Below are 21,989 nucleotides of genomic sequence, written 5' to 3'. Positions count from 1 at the left end.
GGAGTTTCTATGTCTTATCTTTGCCCGCTATGTCACGCGCCCCTTGTTCCTGAAGGGCGGAGCTTTGTTTGCCCGCAAGGTCATCAATTCGATAAGGCAAAAGAGGGATATGTGAATTTGCTGCCCGTTCAGCATAAGCGTTCTAAAGATCCGGGTGATAGCAGTGAAATGATGCAGGCGCGCAGAGCTTTTCTTGATGCCGGGCACTATCAGCCGCTGCGCGATACCATTTGTCAGATTTTAGAACAGGCCGCGCCTGCAACATTGCTGGATATCGGTTGTGGGGAAGGGTATTACACCGCCGGGTTTGCGGAGATCGCCGCAAAACAAAATGGGACTACCTGGGGATTAGACGTCGCAAAAGTAGCAATCCGCTATGCGGCAAAACGCTATCCGCAAGTACATTTTTGCGTGGCTTCAAGCCACCGTTTGCCCTTCGACGATAATAGCCTTGATGCCGTGGTGCGTATTTTTGCCCCGTGTAAAGCTGAAGAGTTAGCGCGAGTGGTTAAACCTGGTGGCGTTGTGATTACGGCAACCCCAGGGCCGCGACACCTGATGCAGCTTAAAGGCCTAATCTATGACAACGTGATGTTACACAGCGCGGAGTCCGAGTCTTTACCGGGGTTCATTGCCGAGCAAACGCAACAAATTGGTTGGCCGATGACGTTAAAGGGAGATGAGGCGGTGGCTTTGTTGCAGATGACGCCGTTTGCCTGGCGTGCTCGCCCTGAAGTCTGGCAAGCACTAACCGCTGAAACGGCATTTAATTGTGAGACAGATTTTGTGATTCGTGTCTGGCGTCGCGAAGATCAGCTCAACGCGCTGAAATGACCGTAAAGAATCTGGCAGCCAATTCCGATTAGCACGACACCGCCGAGGATCTCGGCGCGTTTGCCCAGCAGCGGGCCGATAAAACGGCCCAGCATCATACCCAGCGTGGACATGATCATGGTCGCGCAGCCAATCGCTAGCGCAGTTTCGATAATATTGACCTGCAGAAAAGCCAGACCCACGCCGACTGCCATGGCATCCAGACTGGTGGCGATTGCGGTGGTGACTAATAACCAGAATCCATGACGTTGAAGCTTAGGTGCTTCTTCATCATCGTTGCCGCGCACCCCTTCATAAATCATTCGAATGCCAAGAAACACCAGCAAGATGAAAGCAACCCAATGATTCCATTCCAGCACCACCTGGCTTGCCAAAAGCCCCAAACACCAGCCAATAAGTGGGGTGATTGTTTCGATGACGCCAAAGATAAGGCCAGTGCGTAATGCTTCTGAAAACTTAGGTTTATGGAGTGAGGCACCTTTCCCGATTGATGCAGCAAATGCATCCATCGACATGCCGAAAGCGAGAATAATTGTTGCGGAGAGATTCATTAAAACGCCTCAGTTGGGAATATCCATATACACGCAATCCATCCCCAACTAAAACGATGGCTACGTGCCTATGGTCTCGCCTACTCAGCATCTGAGTCGTACATGCCACGTTATATTTCTGATTAAAAAATCTATTTAAACCAGTAACGAGTATGTTGACATGTACATTTTCGCAATCGCGAAAATCGGCTACTCCCCAACGACGGGCGCAACCTTAACATATTTTTCAAAGATAAAACAATTATTGAAAGCTATTATTGTTGACTTTTAAATGATAACGATTTTCATTTGCCTCGTCAGGTAATCAAAGCGTTAAAATAAAAGCACACTAACTGTGCGAAATAGCATCGGCTATATTTATGTGCTGTACAAAAAATATAGGAATATAGTCTTTGCTATTTCTATAATTTACTGATTATTAACCATTAATTTATAAATTCTTTCCAGGTCATCAATATCTTTGACCCGAATAAGCAAACGGCGTTGTTCCAATTGCATCACCAGTACACCATCTTCAGATAAATTCATTTCTTTAATACGGGAGTATAAAATCCACACGTTTGCAAAGAAGAAACCTTCTGATTTGAATAGCAGTTTAGGCTGGCGAATCCATGAAATATAAATAGCTAATAAAGCCAGAGCAGATAATAACCAGGTGGTGAGCGCAGTGCCATTGGTGGTGACGTTGTTGTAGATGAGGATTACGACCAGGCCAACGAAGATGCTGCTGTCGATACGATTACGGCGTAGTAGGGTGATTTTTAACAGGGTTTTTCCCTTGAGCTTATCCATAATGAATTCATCATAAATGGCCCAGCCAAGCAACAGCACGATAAATACCAGTAGAACGACATCTGTTAACGTCATGACACCTCCCAAAATAAAAAACCGGGGGCAGGCCCCCGGTTGTACTCAAATACTCAAATTACAGACCCAGCAGGCCGATGGCATAACCGACGATACCGATAACGAAGAAGCCCATGATGATCCACAGCGCATTGACTTTCTTACGCAGCAGCCACATACAAGCAAACGTTAACAGCAACGGCACAAGGCCAGGCATCAACTGATCAAGAATGGTTTGAACGGTGGTCACTTTAACTGCGCCAGTCTGGTCGGTTATCTTCGACACAACCAGCGGTATATTAACGTGCGTCCACTTGTTAACCAACGCCCCCATGACAAAGAGGCCGAGAATTGACGCCCCCTCTGTCAGTTTTTGCAGGAAGCCGCCGCCCATATCTTTAACGATATCAATACCTTTACGGTAGCCGTAAGCCACACCATAGTAACGGGTCAGCAAACGAACGGCATTGAACAGGATGAAGAACAGCAGTGGCCCAAGCAGGCTACCGCTCATCGCGATACCGGCACCCAGCGCTGCGAATACTGGACGTACAGTACCCCAGAAGATTGGGTCACCGACACCGGCCAGCGGCCCCATCAAACCAACTTTGATACCGTTGATGGCACCATCGTCAATTTCTGCACCATTTGCACGTTGTTCTTCCATCGCAAGGGTAACGCCCAGAACGGGAGCCGCTACATATGGATGGGTGTTAAAGAATTCCAGGTGGCGTTTAATCGCTTGTTTACGCGCATCGTTATTCTCAGGGTACAGGCGTTTGATGGCCGGAATCATTGAGAAGCAGAAGCCCAGCGCCTGCATACGTTCGAAGTTCCATGAACCCTGGAACAGGTTTGAACGCAGGAATACGCCACGAATATCACCTGGGGTGAGTTTTTTCTCGGTAGTCGTTGTTTTGGTGGTATCAACCATTTCGCTCACCTATTAATCTAATTCGTTATCGAGATCGTTAGCACCGGCTGCTGGCGCTGGTGCACCGGCGGAACGGTTATATTTCGGGCTTAACTGGATGTACAGAATTGCCATCACAGCACCAATCACACCCAGTGCAACCAGGTTGAAGTTGGTGAAAGCCGCGGTAACGAAGCCCAGATAGAAGAATGGCATCAGGTAGCCTGCGCGCATCATGTTGATGACCATCGCATAACCCACAACAACAATCATGCCGCCAGCGATATTCAGACCACTTGTCACCACTTCAGGAATGGCGTTCAACATGTTCTGTACTTCGCTTGTACCGACGGAAACCGCGACGATGACAGCAGGGATTGCGATACGCATTGCTTGCAAGAACAGGGAGGAAACGTGAATCCAGGACAGGGCCGATAAGTTGCCATTTTCGGCGGCTTTATCTGCTGCGTGCTGGAAGCCCACAGTGATGGTTCGAACGATAATGGTCAGAACCTGGCCTGCTGCTGCCAGTGGAATGGCCAGAGCGATACCAGAACCGATGCCCTGGTGTCCGGCTATAACCAGAATGGTTGAGATAATCGACGCCAGAGCCGCATCGGGAGCAACCGCTGCACCGATGTTCATCCAACCCAGAGCAATCATTTCTAATGTACCACCGATAATAATACCGGTTTTCATATCACCCAGTACCAGACCAATTAAGGTACAGGCGACCAGCGGACGGTGGAACTGAAATTCATCGAGCACCGACTCCATACCGGCAATACAGGCTACGACAAACACCAGCACAATCTGAAGAGTGGTAATCTCCATTGTACTTCTCCTTAAACGTGTGACTTATGTGTGAAAACTGAGCAAAACGTAGATTGAGCAAATTACCTGCGTAATTAGCTTTTCACCTTCGCGATCAGATCCATCATTTTCAATTTTTGATCGGTAGAAACTTTACGCGCTTCCAGCTCAATGCCGCGCTCGTTCAGTTTCTTAAAGGCTTCGATATCTTTTTCATCGACAGAAATCGCGTTGTTGACCTGGGTTTTACCCTGACGGAACGCCATACCACCGATGTTCACTGACTTGATATTCACACCACCTTCTACGACGCGTTCGACGTCGGTTGGGTTGGTGAACAGCAGCATCACACGGTCGCCTGCATATTTCGGGTTATTCCACACGCGGATCATTTTAGCGACGTCAACGACGTGAGCCGTGACGCCTGGAGGAGCTACTTGCGTCAACAGTGTTTTACGCACGGTATCGGCTGCCACTTCATCACTGACGACAATAATGCGTGTTACGTTGGTTTCTTTGGTCCAGCGGGTTGCGACCTGCCCATGAATTAAACGGTCATCGATACGCGCCAGACCGATATTCATATAGTCATTTGGACCCATTGGCTTGAGCGGTGCTGCGGCTTTAGGTGCAGCAACTGGCGCAACGGGTTCAGCCTTTTCAACAGGTTTAGCTTTCAGGGCTTTTACTCCTTCACGGCCTGTTTCAACAGCGAGTGCCACTAACTCATCAAACGAAGGGTTATCATCACGGGCCATCAAGGTTTCAACTAGCATCGGAATATTGACCCCGGCGACGACCTCGTAATGCTCTTTATCGACGACAATACGGCTCGCCGCATTGAACGGGCTTCCGCCCCAGGTATCGACGAGAAACAGCACACCTTTGTCGGTGTTCAGGTTTGCCAGTTGAGCGTTGTACTTCTCGATTAGAGTTTCGGCGTTTTCACCGGGAACGAAATCTATCCAGCCAACGTTTTCTTGTTCGCCCAATAGCATTTCTGCGGTTTTCAGCAATTGTTCTGCTGCCCAGCCATGCGTGCCTATGACAATAGCAATAGTCACTTGCTACCTCCTGTGTTGGTATAGCCACACCCTTAAAAGGTGTTTTGTAGATTATCCGTTTCTCAAGCGAATCGATTCAGATAACGGTATGAGTAAAGATGTGTAACTTAAGACGGATTTATTTTAGTCAGTGAAAAAAATATTTTATGTGATGAAGATCCGTAATTTAGCTTTGCTAACAACTTAATGATTCGCCGGATAAATAATGAACGTGGTCAATGACAGAAAAATTGCAAAATCAGGTAAATCTTTGCAAAAGGGTATTTTGCTCTGATATTGTTTGCTTCTCGTTTAATTACTAAGGAGTAAGGGGCAGTAGCCCACCGTATGGACCGTCACCGACGTCTTTTCAATCTCAGGTCTGAATATTCAGCCCATCACAATGGCGTTTCACGCCTTATAAATATCTCAACACTACTCTCTGCGTCCGCGTTAAGCGTGATGCTGCTTAGTTATTCCCAAAGCAGGAGCTTGTGATGGAACTCTTAATGGATCCCCAGATTTGGGTGGGTTTACTGACGCTGATTGTGCTGGAAATTGTGCTGGGTATTGATAACCTGGTATTCATTGCCATTCTCGCGGATAAACTGCCGCCAAAACAACGTGATAAAGCCAGACTTATTGGTTTATCCCTTGCTTTGATAATGCGACTTGGTTTGCTGTCATTAATCTCATGGATGGTGACGCTCACGCAGCCGCTGTTTACCGTTGCAAATCTGACCTTCTCCGGTCGCGACCTCATCATGCTCTTTGGTGGCCTGTTCTTGCTGTTTAAAGCGACAACAGAGCTGCACGAACGGCTGGAAAATCGCCAGCACGATGACGGTCACGGTAAGGGCTACGCCAGTTTCTGGGTCGTGGTATTGCAGATTGTGGTATTGGATGCGGTGTTCTCACTGGATGCGGTCATAACCGCGGTGGGAATGGTCAACCATCTGCCAGTGATGATGGCGGCGGTGGTTATCGCAATGGGTGTGATGCTGTTGGCATCGAAACCGTTAACGAACTTTGTTAACCAACACCCGACGGTAGTGGTGCTGTGCCTGAGCTTCTTATTGATGATTGGTCTGAGTCTGGTAGCAGAAGGCTTCGGTTTCCATATTCCTAAGGGCTATTTGTACGCTGCGATTGGTTTCTCGATAATCATCGAGTTCTTCAACCAGATTGCGCGTCGCAACTTTATCCGCCATCAGTCGAATGTGCCGCTGCGCGCTCGTACGGCTGATGCGATTTTGCGCCTGATGAACGGCAAACGGCAGGCGCGTCCGCAAAATCAAAATGAAGACCATAAGACGATAACGCCAATTGAAGCAGAATCTTTTGCTGAAGAAGAACGTTATATGATTAACGGCGTGCTGACGCTGGCTTCTCGTTCGCTGCGCAGCATCATGACGCCACGCGGTGAGATCTCCTGGGTTGATGCCGATAAATCGAAGGCTGAAATCCGTGAGCAATTACTGGAATCACCACACAGTTTGTTCCCGGTTTGCCGAGGCGAACTTGATGAAATCATCGGTATCGTGCGTGCTAAAGAGTTGCTGGTGGCGCTGGAAAATAACGGTGATGTGGCCGCCATTGCGGCACAATCACCAGCGATTGTGGTGCCTGAAACGCTTGACCCTATCAACCTGTTAGGTGTATTGCGTCGTGCTCGCGGCAGCTTTGTTATAGTGAACAACGAGTTTGGTGTGGTGCAGGGTCTGGTCACGCCGCTGGATGTTCTCGAAGCGATTGCCGGTGAGTTCCCTGATGCTGACGAAACGCCAGAAATCGTCCGCGATGGCGACGGTTGGCTGGTGAAAGGTTCAACTGACCTGCATGCGATTCAGCAGCACCTGGATATCAATACCCTGGTTGACGATGACGAAAATATCGCATCGATTGCGGGACTTGTTATTGCGGTAAATGGTCAAATCCCGAAAGTGGGCGACATCATTGAAATTGCTCCGCTTCGAATCCAGATAGTTGAAGCCAATGATTACCGTGTGGATCTGGTCCGCGTGGAAAAAGAACGCTCTGAACATGAAGACGAAGAAGAGTGATTTAGCGTAGCGGGATAATCGGCACCGGGTGTCCCTTACGTCGCTGAGGGGGAGTGTTATTCCCCCTCAGCCAACGCGGAAACTCGCTCAATGGCATTGGTCGCGCAAATAAATAACCCTGTAAAACATTCACGCCGCGGCGGCGCAGATATTCTGCCTGCTGCTGCGTTTCTACTCCCTCCGCCACCAAATCAATTCCCAGTCGTTGTGCCAGCGCGATGATGATGTCAGTGACCGTTGAGTTAACCGCATCTGTGCCAATCGCCGCCGTAAACGACTTATCAATTTTCAACACATTAGGATTTAGCGTTTCCAGATACGCGAGGGAACTCTGCCCGGTGCCGAAATCATCAATGGCTAAATCCACCCCCATCCTGTGCAAGTCACGGACTACGCGGTGATCGACATCCGGTAAAGCGTCGCGCTCGGTTAACTCTAATGTCAGCTTTTGAATGGGTTGAGACGGAAACCAATGGCGGCGAAGATCGTTGATAATTTCACCTTCATGAAAATGGCTGGCGGCGACGTTAATACCAATGTGGAAGTCACGTGATTTGGGGAATATATCGATTTGACGAATCGTTTCCTCAAGGACAAAACGGGTCAACGGGGCGATTAAATTTTGCTGTTCAGCAAGGGGAATAAAGACATCTGGCGAGATCCATCCCTGACGCGGATTATGCCATCGCAGCAGCAGCTCTACCCCGACACACTGCAAATTACGTGCGCTCATTAGTGGCTGACAAAATACCTCAAATTCATGTGAGGCCAATCCAACATTAATTTCCCATGAAAAACTCATGCGATTGGCTGTCGCAAGCCAGGCGATGTAACCGATTAGCATACTGAGGATCAGCGCCAGTGGGAGTTGTGTCGGCAAGTTGCCTAATGCCATAGCGCCTGCTGCGGGGCCAATAGTGGTGACGGAAAACGCGAATTTTTCAGAAGCCATTTCATGGCTAACCTGTCCTTCATCCACGCTAATTCTCTGCAATAATCCTTTGCCATATTCAAGATGCGAATCTGAAACATTCAGTATTGCGCGTGATACCCACGGGCGCTCAGGTTCAAGAATTAATCCGGTCAGCAACTCAATATTGATTATCTGCATCACACCATCGTGGCGACTGTTTGCCAGCGGGATCCAGGATAATAAAATCGGCGTTCCTTTCAATAATGAATGGTCGATTGTAAGAAATAACAGCGGCTGCGCGGAGGGAAGTCGGGGTTGCAGCAGGTGAACCGGCACGGCCCGTGCACCAAAAATGCTTGAGCAATAAAGAATGTCGTCCTTAATCAGTCCGATAGATCGCACCGTTTGCAAGCGCGCGGCATGCTCGCGCATTTTTAACTGCGCGACCTGGCAGGACATTCCCACTAACGGCATGACATCTTTATTGGCCTGCTCGAGTGGGACAAGAATACTTTCCAGCGTGCTAATGACACGTTGATTAAACGCCTGCCTCCGCTGTTCATTTACGTTGCGTTCGGAAACGTAGCGGGCGCTGAGAGTCAGGAAGAGTGCCAGAACAGCTAACGCAACACAGACAATTAAACGCCTGCGGCGATAACCTCTTAAAATGCGTTGAGCCGTCTGCATTCTGTTTGCACCTTGTATGTAACCGCGACCGAAATCGGCACGCAGAACATACAAAGTGTAGTGGGGGATTAGACTTACGTTGTGAAAATCATGCTTTATCGTGACCGGGCAGCACCGATTAATACGTGTTGCCCGGTACATTAACTCACGATAAGCGGGCTAATCAGACTGAGATGCGTTTTAACGCCCACTTTCATCGCATCTTCATCTAACAGGAAATGAGGATTATGGACATTCCACACGGCACCTTTTTCCGGGTTTCGGCATCCTACAAAAATAAAACAGCCGGGAACATGTTGCTGATAAGACGAGAAATCTTCGCTGCCAAATAGCGGCGTTGTCACCGTTTGCAGCGTCTGTTCCGGGAAATGTTGTTGAATCACGTTGCGCGCAATTTCACATGCCTGGGGATGGTTATTACCGACCGCATAACCCGATTGCCACTCAATTTCAAAGCTGGCGCCATGAGCGGCAACGATTCCGGCAATCACTTGCTGCATCAGCTGAGGAACTAACTCACGAACCTGCTGATTGTGCGTACGCAACGTGCCTGCAAGGCGGGCACTATTGGGGATAACGTTGTAACTTTCGCCCGACTGGAAGGTGGCGATGGTTAGAACTGGCGAGTGCAGCGGGTCCAGTTTGCGTGCGACGATTTGCTGCAAAGCGCTGACGATTTCGGCCCCGATAACAATCGGATCAACGCACAAATGGGGCATTGATCCGTGCCCGCCTTTCCCGGTGATAACAATATCGAAATTATCACTCGACGCGCTGAACACGCCTTCTTTCAATGACAGGGTTTGCGTGAGTTTATCGGGCATGACATGCAGACCGAAAATGTATTCCACATTTTCTAATACGCCCAGATTCACCAGTTCCTGCGCGCCACCCGGCGGCACTTCTTCGGCATGCTGAAAAATAAAGCGCACCGATCCTTTGAGCTGGTCCTGGAAATGGCAAAGCACTTTTGCCGCTCCCATTAACATGGCGCTATGCGCGTCATGTCCACAGGCGTGCATCACGCCAGGCTTGCACGAGGAGAAGGTTTCCCCGCTCTCTTCCTGAAGAGGAAGCGCGTCAATATCGGCCCGTAGCGCCCACACCGGGCCAGGATGTTTTCCGCGTAATTCGGCGACCACGCTGTTAGGGGTTAAGCGGCGTAATTCAAGAGGACCAAAGCTTGCAAGCTCAGCGGCAATGTAATCTGCGGTGGCCTTTTCCTGGAAAGACAGATCAGGATTCGCATGAATATGCTGGCGCCAGCGAGACACATCATGGGCAACTTCTTCGGTCAGAATATCAATATTGAAAGTCATAATGGCTCCGTTATTCGGTCACTGTGTTTAGCGCGGTTTTCTTTGCCATCAGCGGTATGACGGCAAGTGCGGCACAAATCATCGACAAAGATAAGAAGATAAAGGTGGTGTAGTAGTCCTGGCTGATGCCAATCAGATAACCCATCACAATCGGTGAGACGAATCCGCCCAGCGTACCGCCCGTGTTAATCAGGCCAATCGCCGCTCCCATGGTTTCAACCGGCAGCCGTTTCATTGGCAGGGTGAAGGCGGTAACAAAGCTGCCCATTAAAAAGACCTGACCTAAAAACAGGAACACGCTGGCCGCTATCGGGGAAGCCATGTGGTAAATCGTGAAGATGCACAGTGCGCTGGCAATGGCGCAGGCAACAATCACCAACGGTTCGCGGCCCTGGAAATACTTGCCGACCAACCAACCGGTTCCCAGGGAGGAAATCCAAATACCTAAACCACCTGCCGCAATAACCAGACCAGAGGTTTCAAGTGGCATATGGCGTTGCTGGACTAAAAACTTAGGCAGCCACGCCATCAGGCCATAGCTTGGAATATTGATGCAGAAAATAGAGACAAACAGCAGAACCACGGTTGGGTTTTTGAGCAGCGTGCGGTAACTGACGGTATATGCCGTTTTGGCTGCAACAGGCGGTTTTTGTACCAGCATAAAAATAACAATCGCGACGGCGCACGCCAGCAAACCTAAACCCGCGAACGAACCTCGCCAGCCGATATGCGTCAAGGCACTGACTGCCACCATCGGGCCGATTGTCATCGCAAGTCCTGCCGATGACAGCAGAATTGATTGTGCAAAAGTCCTTTTCTCAATGCTGAAATTAGTCACGACGGCTTTGGCGCATGAGCACGGATAGCCTGAATGGCCAATCCCGGAGAGAAAGCGGAACACGATCAACATGCCAAAACTTAATCCCAACACACCAAAGCACAAGGCAAACCCGCCTAGCAAGCAAAGTGAAGCAACCAGCATGGTACGAAAACCGATGCGGTCATTCAGCCAGCCTGCGGGAATTTGAAACAGCGAATAAGACAGAAAGAAAATGCCAGTGATGTAACCCAGTTGTTGAGTTGAAACACCAAACTCTTTTTCGATGGGCAATAATGCGAAGCCCATCACCGTTTTATCTATATAGACAATGACATAGCCCAGAAATAACAGGAAAATCATCAAGGAGTGATTCTTTTTCATTATGCGGACCCTTATGCGGAATTCCGTCCCAGTGGGCGAGTTGCCCCGGTTCAGACAACAAACGTTGATATCTATATAAGCAGTGCGGGTAATCCGGCAAAAGATGCAATTTTGTTTGGGGTGATGCTTTTTGTTGATAGGGGGGCGAATGAAATATTTACCGAAAATGCAGCAACTACATGTCTTCAGGCAGGTAGTACGCAGCCGCAGCATTCGCGGAGCAGCGAGGGTCATGGGGCAGTCTCAACCCGCAGTAAGCCGCACGTTACGAGAGCTGGAGCAAGTTTTATCTGCACAACTTTTTTTACGCGGTAACGAAGGCATCACCTTAACGGAAGCTGGAGAGGCATTTGCCCGTCGTGCTGAGTGGATTCTGGAGGAGTTGCAACGTGCCGCAGAAGAAGTGGAGCAAATTAACCACTTTTCCCAGGGCAAGTTGAATATTGGTTTTTCTTCACTGATCGCGCTAAGTGTGTTTCCCGCGGTGGCAGACAGTTTTAAATCGCGATTGCCACAGGCCAGTTTGCATATCAAAGAAGGGCAACTGGCGACCTTACTTCCTCTGTTGCAACAGGGGGAACTGGATTTAGCGATAGGTACCATTAATCCGGCTAAAGTGCCTGAAGATGTGATGGTCGAACCGCTTTTTAGCGCGCCATTTTGTGTGATTGCAAGGCGGGATCATCCACTGGCAGACGCCACTTCACTTGCACAATTGAGAAGGGCGAAATGGTTATTGCCTGAAGCCAATATTGGCTATTACCAACAGCTTCAGGATGAGCTGAATGAATTTTATGGTCAGATGCATGAGGCACCCATCCGCACCGATTCAGTGATTTGCGGGCTGAATATGGTGTTGCATTCGGATTATCTGACGATTGTCGCCAGAGCGATGAGCACGCCGCTATTTTTGCAGGACCGGCTAACTGTGTTGCCCATCACCACGCTTCCGTCGGCGCAATATTGTGTCATCTGGTCGCAGAAGTCTGATTTGACGGCAACAGCGCGCCAGTTTTTATTAGCGCTTCGTCAGCAGTGCCAGAATTACCCGTGGTAGATATAAAAACGGCCCTCTTAGCAGAGGGCCGGAAGGGGATGAGTCACACTGGACGGTTAGTCACACTGAACCTTGATGGCCAAACCGCCACGTGACGTTTCACGGTATTTGGAGTTCATGTCTTTGCCAGTTTCGTACATGGTTTCAATCACTTTATCGAGAGAAACACGCGGCTCGCTGGTGCGGCGCATTGCCATACGGGTGGCGTTAATTGCTTTAACCGACGCGATGGCGTTACGTTCGATACATGGCACCTGAACCTGGCCTGCGACCGGGTCACAGGTCAAGCCAAGGTTGTGTTCCATGCCGATTTCCGCTGCAACACAAACTTGCTCCGGACTCGCGCCGAGAATCTCAGCAAGCCCTGCGGCAGCCATAGAACAGGCCACGCCGACTTCACCCTGGCAGCCCACTTCAGCACCCGAAATTGACGCGTTCATTTTATAAAGCGCGCCAATCGCACCGGAGGCGAGGAAGTAACGAATATAGGTATCCGGGCTTACCGACTCGATAAAGTGGTCATAGTAAGCCAGAACAGCCGGAACAATTCCGCACGCGCCGTTAGTCGGGGCGGTGACAACACGTCCGCCCGCAGCGTTTTCTTCGTTAACCGCCAGAGCAAACATGTTTACCCAGTCAATCACGTTCATCGGATCGCTGGACAGTTTATCGCTGGAAACCAGCATACGACGCAGCGCGGAGGCGCGGCGCGGCACACGCAATGGGCCTGGTAGCACGCCTTCGGTATTCACACCGCGATCGATACAGGCACGCATGGTTTGCCAGACATTGGCAAAATACTCTTCGATTTCTTTACGGCTGTGCAGAGCCAGCTCGTTCTGCATAATCACGCCAGAAAGGGACATGCCTGTCTCTTTACAATGGTTGAGCATCTCTTCGGCGGAATTGAATGAGTAAGGTACGACAATTTCGTTAGCGGCATCTTTGCCGAAGTTTTCTTCATCAACGATAAAACCGCCGCCGATGGAATAATAGGTTTTTCTGTAGATCTCTTGCTCGCCATTAAAGGCATGGATGGTCATGCCGTTTTCATGCAGAGACAGGTTGTCATTGCGGAAACACATGCCGGAGTCTTTTGGGAAATCGACTTCATGACGACCCTGGGCAAGCCACAAGCGGTTACGAGTTTCTACATCACGAATAAATGCCGGGATAGAGTCGATATCAACGGTAGCAGGTTCGTTACCCGCAAGACCCATGATAATAGCAATATCGGTATGGTGCCCTTTGCCTGTCAGAGAGAGAGAACCGTAAACGTCGACACTGATACGGGTCGTCATTTCCAGTAATTCTTTTTCGACCAGGTCATCGACAAACAACTTACCGGCCTTCATTGGACCGACGGTATGGGAACTGGATGGCCCAATGCCTACCTTGAACATGTCGAATATGCTAATCACGCTAAAACTCCTTTCAGGACACCGGCTAAATAAAATTTGCTGCTGCAAAATCGCAGCTGGCTAGTTTAAAAATTTATTGGTCACCGTGGTAAACTATTCACATGAATTAAACTAATGGTTAACCGTAGCTTGACTAATCCGGCCTGTAGAGTGCGTTTCCAGGGAGAACGGCGGCAGCGGTATCCATCAATTCATTACCCATTTCATCTATATGGGAATGAAACCACAACGAGACACTCTGCTAAATATAGCTGGTTTCGCAGGATTAAAGAGTGATCAGGGTTCCACACCTATCTGTAAAGCTAACTCACGGATAATTCCGGCCGTCATCCCCCAGACAAAGTAGTGTTGATACCAGGAAAGCCAGACGCGGTGGGCATTGCCACGGCGGTGAATATCCAGCGGATGGTAACGCCCAAGAGTTAATGCTTCCATTAACGGCATTTCAAACACGGCGGCCACTTCGTCTTCACTGGCTTGGTACGGCAAATTGGGAGGGATGATGCCCACGACGGGCGTGACCTGAAATCCCGTGACGCTATCCACAGGTGGGAGTGTGCCAATCACTTCGACGCTGTCTGGCGAGATAGCGACTTCTTCCCAGGCTTCGCGCAGTGCCGCAGCAATCAAAGACTCGTCGGTATCGTCCACCGCACCGCCAGGGAAAGCAACTTGCCCGGCATGTTTGCGCATCAACGCCGAGCGCTGTGTCAGCAAAAGCCCGGGCTGTGGACGACGCACGATAGGGATCAACACTGCGGCCTGGCGTTTATTACCGCTTACGCGGGTGACAGGCGGTTGCAGCAGCTGAAAACGGGATAAAAAATCATTCATGCTCAGGGACGAACCAGACATCACTTCAACTCTCTAGTTGCGGCAAGATACGATTAACTTTATCAAAAGTTTCCTGATATTCCGCAGATTCAACACTATCGGCCACAATGCCGCCACCTGCGGAGCAATATAATTTCCCCCCTTCAGCGGTGAGCGTTCGGATAGTAATACTGGTGTCCATATTGCCGCAGAAGCTCAGATAGCCAATGCTTCCACACCATGCGTTGCGGCGCTGAGGTTCCAGTTCTTCAATCACTTCCATCGCTCGTACTTTCGGCGCGCCGGTAATCGAACCGCCAGGGAAACACGCTCTCAGCAGATCTGTCGCCTGTAAATGCGCAGGCAACTGTGCGGTGATCGTGCTGACCAGATGATGCACCGCCGGGAAGGGTTCGACGACAAACAGTTCCGGGACTTTTACGCTGCCGGGCACGGCAACGCGACCAATATCATTGCGCAGCAAATCCACAATCATCAGGTTTTCAGCACGATCTTTCGGTGAATTTGCCAGTTTTTCAGCCTGCTGTGCATCGGCAACCGGGTCTTCAAGACGCGGCAGCGTGCCTTTTATCGGGCGCGTCTGGATCATCTTATCTTCAAGCAGAATAAACCGCTCTGGCGACAGGCTCAAAACGGCGCTTTCCGGTAAACGAATAAAGGCACTGAACGGTGCTCGGTTCGCCGCGTTCAGGCGCTCGAACGCTTGCCACTCATCGCCTTCATAACAGGCATGAAAACGTTGCGCGAGGTTGACCTGATAGCAGTCGCCGCTTTTGAGATATTCCTGTACCTGACGGAATTTAAGTCCATACTGCTCGCGGGTCATATTGGACTGCCATGCGCTGATCAGATGGAACGGCATGTTTGCGACGGGAACCTGGGACTCAAGCCAGTTGAGTCGGGCTGAATTGTCTCCCCAGCAAACCAGCGTGAGTATTTTTAAATGATGGTCAGCAATAAGTGCCCAGTCATAAATACCCACCGCCATATCGGGTGTAGTGAGTTCAGCCTGCGCATATTCAGGCAATTTTTCAAAATGACGTCCGAGGTCATAACCAAACAAACCCAGCGCTCCCCCTAAAAAGGGCAAGTCCGCGTGTGTTGCGGGCTGATAACCGAAACTGTCCAGCGTGTGCTGTAACAATTTTAGCGGACAACCATGATGCGCTGACTGCGCACCTGCTTTGCAAATTGTGGTTTCCGCCCCGCGTGTGACCAACGTTGCGACAGGATCCGCTGCCAGAATATCAAAACGATTATGCGGATGGTCAGCGAAGCCAGAATGCAACAGCATGGCCCAGGGTTGATGTGCCAATGCTTTGAAAGTCTGTTGAACAGCATCCGGATGCCACGGCAAAGTTTGATAAGTTAGAGTTTGCAACGTCATAAACCACAACTAGAAAATAGACAGATAACCCTGCCAAACCAGGAAACCCTCTGGAAACCCCGACAGCAGCGTGAAATAATTAACCCAGGCAATGTAACAGGAGTCGAAAATGTTTGCAGGATTACCCTCATTATCCCATGAGCAGCAGCAGAAAGCAGTCGAGAGAATTCAGGAACTGATGGCCAACGGAATGAGCAGTGGGGAAGCTATTACGCTTGTCGCGGCAGAAATTCGTGCCAGTCACACCGGTGAAATGGTTGCGGTTCGCTTTGAAGATGACGATGTTGGCGACGCTGAAAGCGATGAAGAAAACGAAAGTGACGACGAAGAAGAACACTACGTCGATCATTATGAAGAGAACGATGACGATAAGTGACGTGGGCAGTAGCCCACGCCAATTTACACTGCTGCGATAATCTTAATTTCTACTTTGTAACGCGGGTTCATCAATTTTGCCTGCACGGTACAACGTACCGGCGCATGACCCGCGACGACCCATTCGTCCCAGGCTTTATTCATGGCTGCAAAATCACTGCCTTCTGGCAGGAAAATAGTAGCATCAATGATTTTGCTTTTATCACTGCCTTGCTCAAGAAGCACCGTGTCGATTTGCGCCAGGGTATTGGCGGTTTGCTCGTAAGCATCCGCATCCAAGTTTTCTGGCACGCCGGTGTAGTAAAGGGTGTGGTTATGGATGACCGCATCAGACCAACGCGCTTCCGGTTTTATACGCACAATACTCATCACTGTTTCCTTTTCAGCTCATTCATAATGCGCAACAGACTGCCACAATCCGCCGGGCGCTTCCACCGGCTTGCTGGATTAACACCGCTCAGGCTGACATAATACTGTCAATAAACCCAGGGGGTATTGTGACAGACGATTTTGCAGCAGACGGCCAACTCGCCACGGCGATAACTGGTTTTAAACCGCGTGAACCGCAGCGCCAGATGGCAGAAGCCGTCACCAAAGCTATCGCTTCCGGGCGTGAGCTGGTGGTAGAAGCGGGTACCGGGACCGGTAAAACCTATGCGTATCTGGCTCCGGCTCTGCGCTCAGGCAAAAAAGTCATTATTTCAACGGGTTCAAAGGCTTTGCAGGATCAGCTTTTTTCGCGTGATTTACCCACCGTTGCCAAAGCACTGGATTTCAAAGGACGGTTGGCTCTGCTCAAAGGACGTTCCAACTATCTGTGTCTCGAGCGTTTAGAGCAAAATGCGTTGGCAGGCGGTGATCTCCAGGTCCAGACGCTAAGTGAGATCGTTAAGTTGCGCGGTTGGGCGATTGAAACCGTAGATGGTGATATCAGCACCTGCACCAGCGTGGCGGAAGATTCTAACGTCTGGCCATTAGTCACCAGCACCAACGATAACTGCCTGGGGCAAGACTGCCCGCTTTATAAAGACTGCTTTGTAGTAAAAGCGCGTAAAAAAGCCATGGACTCTGACGTCATCGTGGTCAATCACCATCTCTTTTTGGCTGATATGGTGGTGAAAGAGGGCGGTTTCGGTGAACTCATTCCCGAAGCGGAAGTGATGATTTTCGATGAAGCGCATCAAATCCCGGATATCGCCAGCCAGTATTTTGGGCAATCGGTATCGAGCCGACAACTGCTCGACATCGCCAAAGATATTTCGATTGCTTATCGCACCGAAGTCCGTGACGCCCAGCAACTACAGAAAAGTGCCGACCGTCTGGCACAAAGCACTCAGGATTTCAGGCTAAAACTTGGTGACCCGGGTTATCGCGGCAATTTGCGCGAACTGTTAGCCGAACCGTCTATCCAACGCGCATTGTTATTGCTCGATGATGCGCTTGAGCTTTGTTATGACGTGGCGAAAATGTCGCTGGGTCGTTCCGCTTTGCTTGATGCTGCTTTCGAACGGACGGTAATTTTACGCGGGCGAATCAAACGCCTGAAAGAAGTCGACACGCCGGGCTACAGCTACTGGTATGAATGCAATTCGCGCAATTTCACGCTGGCGTTAACGCCGTTATCCGTCGCGGATAAATTCAAAGAAGTGATTAACGAAAAAGCAGGAACCTGGATTTTCACCTCCGCAACACTTTCGGTTAACGACAAACTCAGCCACTTTACCGACCGTCTCGGTATTGATAATGCAGAGACTCTGCTGCTAGCCAGCCCGTTTGATTACGCCACTCAGGCGTTGCTGTGTGTGCCGCGCGGCTTACCGACACCCAACCAACCCGCCGCAGGTAAGCACCTGGCAAAATTGCTTAAGCCGTTGATTGAAGCCAACAATGGCCGCTGCTTTATGCTGTGTACTTCCCACGCCATGATGCGCGATTTGGCCGAACAGTTTCGCGCCACGATGACCTTGCCGGTTTTACTGCAAGGTGAAACCAGCAAAGGCCAGTTGTTGCAGCAATTTGTCGATGCGGGAAATGCTCTGTTGGTGGCGACCAGTAGTTTCTGGGAAGGGGTGGACGTGCGTGGTGATGCACTTTCATTAGTGATAATCGATAAACTGCCGTTTACCTCGCCGGAGGATCCCTTACTCAAAGCGCGTATGGAAGATTGTCGTTTGCGTGGCGGGGAACCGTTTGATGACGTGCAACTTCCGGATGCCGTGATCACCCTGAAACAGGGCGTGGGGCGCTTAATCCGCGATGTTGATGACCGGGGCGTGCTGGTGATTTGCGATAATCGACTGGTGATGCGTCCGTACGGCGCCGTATTCCTTAACAGCCTGCCTGCGACGCCGCGCACACGCGATATTAATCGGGCAGTTGAGTTCCTTAAGTTCCGACCGGAGCAGTAATTTGTGCCAGACTATGGTATGATGCGCGCCGATTTTTGACCCTATTTTCCCGCCAGAGGTTGGCAATACCATGCGAATTTTAGCCATCGACACTGCGACAGAAGCTTGTTCAGTTGCCCTGTATAACGAAGGGAAGTCTAGCGCCCATTTTGAACTCTGCCCACGCGAACACACGCAACGCATTCTTCCGCTGGTGCGTGACATCCTCAATGAAGGTGGCGTTGGTCTGACCGCATTGAATGCGCTTGCTTATGGCCGTGGCCCAGGTAGTTTTACCGGTGTGCGCATTGGCATTGGCATTGCTCAAGGGCTGGCTCTGGGTGCTGAATTACCGATGATTGGTATTTCGACTCTGGCTACCATGGCGCAAGGTGCCTGGCGAATGACAGGTGCAACCCGTGTACTGGCCGCAATTGATGCGCGAATGGGTGAAGTCTACTGGGCTGAATACCAGCGCGATGAAAACGGCGTGTGGCACGGTGAAGAAACAGAAGCGGTCTTAAAACCTGAAGCGGTTGCCGAGCGATTGAAACAACTTCAGGGGGAATGGGCTACAGTCGGTACAGGTTGGCAAGCCTGGCCGGATATGGCGCAGGGAAGTGAACTGGTCATCCGTGATGGCGAAGTGACGCTTCCTGCGGCTGAAGATATGTTGCCTCTGGCAATTCAGGCATTAAATGATGGTTGTACGGTGGCGGTAGAACATGCCGAACCGGTATATCTGCGTAACGAAGTGACATGGAAGAAACTTCCAGGCAGAGAATAGTTCACAACGCTCGTGAGGCCGATACGGCGTTAAGGAGAAAGGATATGTCTGGTTTACGTGTCAGGATTGTTACCCGTTTAATTGTAGTGGCTGCCGTCGTGATGCTCAGCGGTTGTGTCACAGTCCCCGATGCCATTAAAGGCACGAGTGCGACACCGCAACAAGATTTAGTGCGGGTGATGAATGCACCTCAGCTTTACGTCGGGCAGGAAGCGCGTTTCGGCGGGCGAGTGGTCAACATCGATAACAGAAAAGGAATAACGCGCCTGGAAATTGCGACCGTGAACCTCGACGAAGGTGCTCGTCCACAATTGGGTGAGCCATCGAAAGGGCGCATTTACGCAGATGTAAATGGTTTCCTGGATCCGGTCGATTTCCGTGGGCAGTTGGTCACAGTGGTCGGCCCAATTACCGGCACTGTTGAAGGCAAAGTAGGCGAAACACCGTATAAATTTATGGTGATGCAAGTAAACGGCTATAAACGCTGGCGTGTCACCCAGCAAGTGGTGATGCCACCTCAACCAATTGACCCGTGGTTCTGGGGCGGGCCATATCCCTATCGAGGCCGCTATGGGCACGGTGGTATGTGGGGCGGCGGATGGTATAATCCAGGCCCTGCGCAGGTGCAGACTATCGTAACTGAGTAATAACGTGTTTTACCGAAATGAAGAGGCAGCGGCATGTCCGCTGCCTCTTCATTTTGTCATGGAATAAAAATAATTAGTGATGTGCTTCGCAACCTTAAATCAGTCTAATTAATAAACTGGTACGCTGAGTTAATATTATGTTAACGGCGTGTTTCTATATTGGGGTTGTGATGACGACGAATAATAAATTCAGAGGTGGATCCTTGAAGAAGGTTTGGCTTAACCGCTACCCAGCCGATGTTGCGGCTGAGATAAATCCTGACCGTTATCAGTCCCTGGTAGATATGTTTGAGCAAGCGACGGCGCGTTACGCCGATCAGCCTGCGTTCGTGAACATGGGCGAAGTGATGACGTTCCGCAAACTGGAAGAGCGGAGCCGCGCATTTGCTGCTTATTTGCAACAGGGTCTGGGCCTGCAAAAAGGCGACCGTGTTGCGTTAATGATGCCCAATTTATTGCAATATCCGGTCGCGTTGTTTGGCATTTTGCGTGCGGGAATGGTGGTGGTGAACGTTAACCCACTGTATACACCACGTGAGCTTGAGCATCAGCTCAACGACAGCGGTGCCAGCGCGATTGTGATTGTTTCGAACTTCGCGCATACCCTGGAAAAAGTCGTTGATAAAACCCAGGTGAAGCACGTTATTTTGACGCGCATGGGCGATCAGCTTTCTGCGGCGAAAGGGACGTTGGTCAACTTCGTGGTTAAATACATAAAACGTCTGGTGCCGAAATACCATCTGCCGGATGCCATCTCCTTCCGTAGCGCGTTGCAACACGGCTATCGCCTGCAGTACATCAAGCCGGAGATTATTAATACCGATCTCGCGTTCTTGCAATATACCGGCGGTACGACTGGCGTGGCAAAAGGGGCGATGCTGACGCATCGCAACATGCTGGCGAACCTCGAACAAGTCAGAGCGGCCTATAGCCCGCTGCTGTATGAACGCAAAGAGCTGGTGGTCACTGCATTACCGCTCTATCACATCTTCGCGCTGACCATGAACTGTCTGCTGTTTATTGAGCTTGGTGGCCAGAACCTGCTGATCACTAACCCGCGTGATATCCCGGGCCTGGTGAAAGAGTTAGCGAAATATCCGTTTACCGCGATGACGGGCGTAAACACGCTCTTCAATGCGCTGCTCAATAATAAAGAATTCCAGCAGCTCGATTTCTCGAGCCTGCATCTTTCGGCGGGTGGCGGAATGCCAGTGCAGCATGCTGTTGCGGAACGCTGGGAAAAACTCACCGGGCGCTTCCTGCTGGAAGGCTACGGCCTGACTGAATGCGCACCGTTAGTCAGTGCCAATCCACATGATATGGATTACCACAGCGGGAGCATTGGCTTGCCGGTGCCATCCACGGAAGTGAAACTGATTGATGACGAAGGCGAAGAGGTTCCTGCAGGTGAACCGGGTGAGCTGTGCGTGAAAGGGCCACAGGTGATGCTGGGTTACTGGCAGCGCCCGGATGCGACCGATGAAATTCTGCAAGATGGCTGGCTGCGCACCGGTGATATCGCGGTGATGGACGAAGAAGGTTTTATGCGCATCGTCGACCGCAAGAAAGATATGATTCTGGTTTCCGGTTTTAACGTCTATCCGAACGAAATCGAAGATGTGGTTATGCAGCACAGCGGTGTATTAGAAGTCGCGGCTGTTGGCGTGCCGAGCGGCGCATCCGGTGAAGCGGTAAAAATCTTTGTTGTGAAGAAAGATGCGTCGTTGACCGAAGAAGCGCTGGTGGTATTTTGTCGCCGCCACCTCACCGGTTACAAAGTGCCGAAGCTGGTTGAGTTCCGCGAAGAACTACCAAAATCGAACGTAGGTAAAATATTACGACGAGAACTACGTGACGAATCGGTCAGTAAAGGCAACAATAACGCCTGAGCTCCGAGTCAGTCGCCCTAAC

19 protein-coding genes, 1 pseudogene and 1 riboswitch are annotated in these 21,989 nt (G+C 50.4%); of the genes and pseudogenes, 8 read left to right on the top strand and 12 right to left on the bottom strand.

Translation table 11 applies throughout. The annotated features are described in order from the left end of the window. Positions 1-9 precede the first annotated feature (9 nt). Positions 10-834, top strand: a complete 825-nt coding sequence (rlmA, locus tag AC0IWZ_RS11450; RefSeq protein ID WP_471677291.1) for a 23S rRNA (guanine(745)-N(1))-methyltransferase — start codon at positions 10-12, stop codon at positions 832-834. Here the strand turns inward: rlmA and mntP are convergent. From mntP to manX, 5 genes are all read right to left on the bottom strand, one after another. Next, the gene (mntP, locus tag AC0IWZ_RS11445; protein WP_115628271.1) at positions 813-1,385 is read right to left on the bottom strand and encodes a manganese efflux pump MntP; all 573 of its coding nucleotides are present in this window, start codon (positions 1,383-1,385) and stop codon (positions 813-815) included. The genes rlmA and mntP overlap by 22 nt on opposite strands. Positions 1,386-1,387: 2 nt before the next feature. Next, a riboswitch (yybP-ykoY riboswitch) is annotated at positions 1,388-1,595 on the bottom strand. A 198-nt stretch (positions 1,596-1,793) separates the two neighbouring features. Beyond that, a complete protein-coding gene (locus AC0IWZ_RS11440; protein ID WP_034495942.1) occupies positions 1,794-2,252 on the bottom strand; it encodes a DUF986 family protein in 459 nt (152 codons plus the stop codon). Between the two features lie 58 nt (positions 2,253-2,310). Continuing rightward, positions 2,311-3,165 (bottom strand): PTS mannose transporter subunit IID, encoded by an 855-nt coding sequence (locus tag AC0IWZ_RS11435; RefSeq protein ID WP_034495941.1) that lies wholly within the window; start codon positions 3,163-3,165, stop codon positions 2,311-2,313. 12 nt (positions 3,166-3,177) lie between these two features. After that, the gene (locus AC0IWZ_RS11430; RefSeq protein WP_034455198.1) at positions 3,178-3,978 is read right to left on the bottom strand and encodes a PTS mannose/fructose/sorbose transporter subunit IIC; all 801 of its coding nucleotides are present in this window, start codon (positions 3,976-3,978) and stop codon (positions 3,178-3,180) included. 74 nt (positions 3,979-4,052) lie between these two features. After that, positions 4,053-5,021, bottom strand: a complete 969-nt coding sequence (gene manX, locus AC0IWZ_RS11425) for a PTS mannose transporter subunit IIAB (RefSeq protein ID WP_034495940.1) — start codon at positions 5,019-5,021, stop codon at positions 4,053-4,055. Between the two features lie 476 nt (positions 5,022-5,497). On the opposite strand from manX, the gene yoaE reads away from it, so the two are divergent. Then, positions 5,498-7,063, top strand: a complete 1,566-nt coding sequence (gene yoaE / locus AC0IWZ_RS11420) for a CNNM family cation transport protein YoaE (protein WP_471677292.1) — start codon at positions 5,498-5,500, stop codon at positions 7,061-7,063. Position 7,064: 1 nt separating this feature from the next. Here yoaE and AC0IWZ_RS11415 read toward each other — a convergent pair whose 3' ends face one another. The 3 genes from AC0IWZ_RS11415 to AC0IWZ_RS11405 all read right to left on the bottom strand — a co-directional run bounded on the left by AC0IWZ_RS11415 (position 7,065) and on the right by AC0IWZ_RS11405 (position 11,183). Then, positions 7,065-8,663 (bottom strand): EAL domain-containing protein, encoded by a 1,599-nt coding sequence (locus AC0IWZ_RS11415; protein WP_471677293.1) that lies wholly within the window; start codon positions 8,661-8,663, stop codon positions 7,065-7,067. A 140-nt stretch (positions 8,664-8,803) separates the two neighbouring features. Further along, entirely contained in the window at positions 8,804-9,982 is a 1,179-nt protein-coding gene (locus tag AC0IWZ_RS11410; RefSeq protein WP_471677294.1) for an amidohydrolase, read from the bottom strand. A gap of 10 nt (positions 9,983-9,992) precedes the next feature. After that, positions 9,993-11,183, bottom strand: coding sequence for an MFS transporter (locus AC0IWZ_RS11405; RefSeq protein ID WP_471677295.1), 1,191 nt, complete (start codon positions 11,181-11,183; stop codon positions 9,993-9,995). A gap of 148 nt (positions 11,184-11,331) precedes the next feature. On the opposite strand from AC0IWZ_RS11405, the gene AC0IWZ_RS11400 reads away from it, so the two are divergent. Continuing rightward, positions 11,332-12,240, top strand: a complete 909-nt coding sequence (locus AC0IWZ_RS11400) for a LysR substrate-binding domain-containing protein (RefSeq protein WP_115628279.1) — start codon at positions 11,332-11,334, stop codon at positions 12,238-12,240. A 56-nt stretch (positions 12,241-12,296) separates the two neighbouring features. Here the strand turns inward: AC0IWZ_RS11400 and sdaA are convergent, their stop codons facing one another. From sdaA to pabB, 3 genes are all read right to left on the bottom strand, one after another. Then, the gene (sdaA, locus tag AC0IWZ_RS11395; RefSeq protein WP_471677296.1) at positions 12,297-13,661 is read right to left on the bottom strand and encodes an L-serine ammonia-lyase; all 1,365 of its coding nucleotides are present in this window, start codon (positions 13,659-13,661) and stop codon (positions 12,297-12,299) included. 276 nt (positions 13,662-13,937) lie between these two features. Then, positions 13,938-14,516, bottom strand: a complete 579-nt coding sequence (locus tag AC0IWZ_RS11390) for a CoA pyrophosphatase (RefSeq protein WP_172893918.1) — start codon at positions 14,514-14,516, stop codon at positions 13,938-13,940. A 4-nt stretch (positions 14,517-14,520) separates the two neighbouring features. Continuing rightward, entirely contained in the window at positions 14,521-15,882 is a 1,362-nt protein-coding gene (pabB, locus tag AC0IWZ_RS11385) for an aminodeoxychorismate synthase component 1 (RefSeq protein WP_471677297.1), read from the bottom strand. 109 nt (positions 15,883-15,991) lie between these two features. Between pabB and AC0IWZ_RS11380 the strand changes: the two are divergent. Further along, positions 15,992-16,165: pseudogene (locus AC0IWZ_RS11380) on the top strand (YoaH family protein); the annotation flags it as partial. A 116-nt stretch (positions 16,166-16,281) separates the two neighbouring features. Here AC0IWZ_RS11380 and AC0IWZ_RS11375 read toward each other — a convergent pair. Further along, on the bottom strand, positions 16,282-16,626 hold the full coding sequence (locus AC0IWZ_RS11375) for a RidA family protein (RefSeq protein ID WP_471677298.1): 345 nt from the start codon (positions 16,624-16,626) through the stop codon (positions 16,282-16,284). Positions 16,627-16,754: 128 nt separating this feature from the next. Between AC0IWZ_RS11375 and AC0IWZ_RS11370 the strand changes: the two genes are divergently transcribed. The 4 genes from AC0IWZ_RS11370 to fadD all read left to right on the top strand — a co-directional run bounded on the left by AC0IWZ_RS11370 (position 16,755) and on the right by fadD (position 21,967). Next, entirely contained in the window at positions 16,755-18,665 is a 1,911-nt protein-coding gene (locus AC0IWZ_RS11370; RefSeq protein WP_471677299.1) for an ATP-dependent DNA helicase, read from the top strand. A 70-nt stretch (positions 18,666-18,735) separates the two neighbouring features. Beyond that, positions 18,736-19,431 carry a tRNA (adenosine(37)-N6)-threonylcarbamoyltransferase complex dimerization subunit type 1 TsaB gene (gene tsaB / locus AC0IWZ_RS11365; protein WP_034495921.1) on the top strand — a complete coding sequence of 232 codons (696 nt, stop codon included), beginning with the start codon at positions 18,736-18,738 and terminating at the stop codon, positions 19,429-19,431. Between the two features lie 44 nt (positions 19,432-19,475). Then, complete coding sequence (locus AC0IWZ_RS11360) at positions 19,476-20,078, top strand: Slp family lipoprotein (protein ID WP_471677300.1); 603 nt, start codon at positions 19,476-19,478, stop codon at positions 20,076-20,078. Positions 20,079-20,281: 203 nt separating this feature from the next. Further along, positions 20,282-21,967: a long-chain-fatty-acid--CoA ligase FadD gene (gene fadD, locus AC0IWZ_RS11355; RefSeq protein WP_156104878.1), complete on the top strand. Its 1,686-nt coding sequence runs from the start codon at positions 20,282-20,284 to the stop codon at positions 21,965-21,967. The last annotated feature ends 22 nt before the right edge of the window (positions 21,968-21,989 follow it).

This window comes from Buttiauxella sp. AC142, assembly GCF_979253435.1.
Note: the sequence above shows the minus strand (reverse complement) of the source record. Positions and strands in the feature narration are given on the sequence as shown.

What these genes read in the sequence shown, in the direction of transcription:
- AC0IWZ_RS11400 (WP_115628279.1), top strand. Translation starts at nt 11,332, where the DNA reads ATGAAATATTTACCGAAAATGCAGCAACTACATGTCTTCAGGCAGGTA.
- AC0IWZ_RS11430 (WP_034455198.1), bottom strand. Translation starts at nt 3,978, where the DNA reads ATGGAGATTACCACTCTTCAGATTGTGCTGGTGTTTGTCGTAGCCTGT.
- AC0IWZ_RS11435 (WP_034495941.1), bottom strand. Translation starts at nt 3,165, where the DNA reads ATGGTTGATACCACCAAAACAACGACTACCGAGAAAAAACTCACCCCA.
- tsaB (WP_034495921.1), top strand. Translation starts at nt 18,736, where the DNA reads ATGCGAATTTTAGCCATCGACACTGCGACAGAAGCTTGTTCAGTTGCC.
- mntP (WP_115628271.1), bottom strand. Translation starts at nt 1,385, where the DNA reads ATGAATCTCTCCGCAACAATTATTCTCGCTTTCGGCATGTCGATGGAT.
- AC0IWZ_RS11360 (WP_471677300.1), top strand. Translation starts at nt 19,476, where the DNA reads ATGTCTGGTTTACGTGTCAGGATTGTTACCCGTTTAATTGTAGTGGCT.
- AC0IWZ_RS11390 (WP_172893918.1), bottom strand. Translation starts at nt 14,516, where the DNA reads ATGTCTGGTTCGTCCCTGAGCATGAATGATTTTTTATCCCGTTTTCAG.
- rlmA (WP_471677291.1), top strand. Translation starts at nt 10, where the DNA reads ATGTCTTATCTTTGCCCGCTATGTCACGCGCCCCTTGTTCCTGAAGGG.
- pabB (WP_471677297.1), bottom strand. Translation starts at nt 15,882, where the DNA reads ATGACGTTGCAAACTCTAACTTATCAAACTTTGCCGTGGCATCCGGAT.
- yoaE (WP_471677292.1), top strand. Translation starts at nt 5,498, where the DNA reads ATGGAACTCTTAATGGATCCCCAGATTTGGGTGGGTTTACTGACGCTG.
- AC0IWZ_RS11415 (WP_471677293.1), bottom strand. Translation starts at nt 8,663, where the DNA reads ATGCAGACGGCTCAACGCATTTTAAGAGGTTATCGCCGCAGGCGTTTA.
- AC0IWZ_RS11440 (WP_034495942.1), bottom strand. Translation starts at nt 2,252, where the DNA reads ATGACGTTAACAGATGTCGTTCTACTGGTATTTATCGTGCTGTTGCTT.
- AC0IWZ_RS11410 (WP_471677294.1), bottom strand. Translation starts at nt 9,982, where the DNA reads ATGACTTTCAATATTGATATTCTGACCGAAGAAGTTGCCCATGATGTG.
- AC0IWZ_RS11405 (WP_471677295.1), bottom strand. Translation starts at nt 11,183, where the DNA reads ATGAAAAAGAATCACTCCTTGATGATTTTCCTGTTATTTCTGGGCTAT.
- AC0IWZ_RS11375 (WP_471677298.1), bottom strand. Translation starts at nt 16,626, where the DNA reads ATGAGTATTGTGCGTATAAAACCGGAAGCGCGTTGGTCTGATGCGGTC.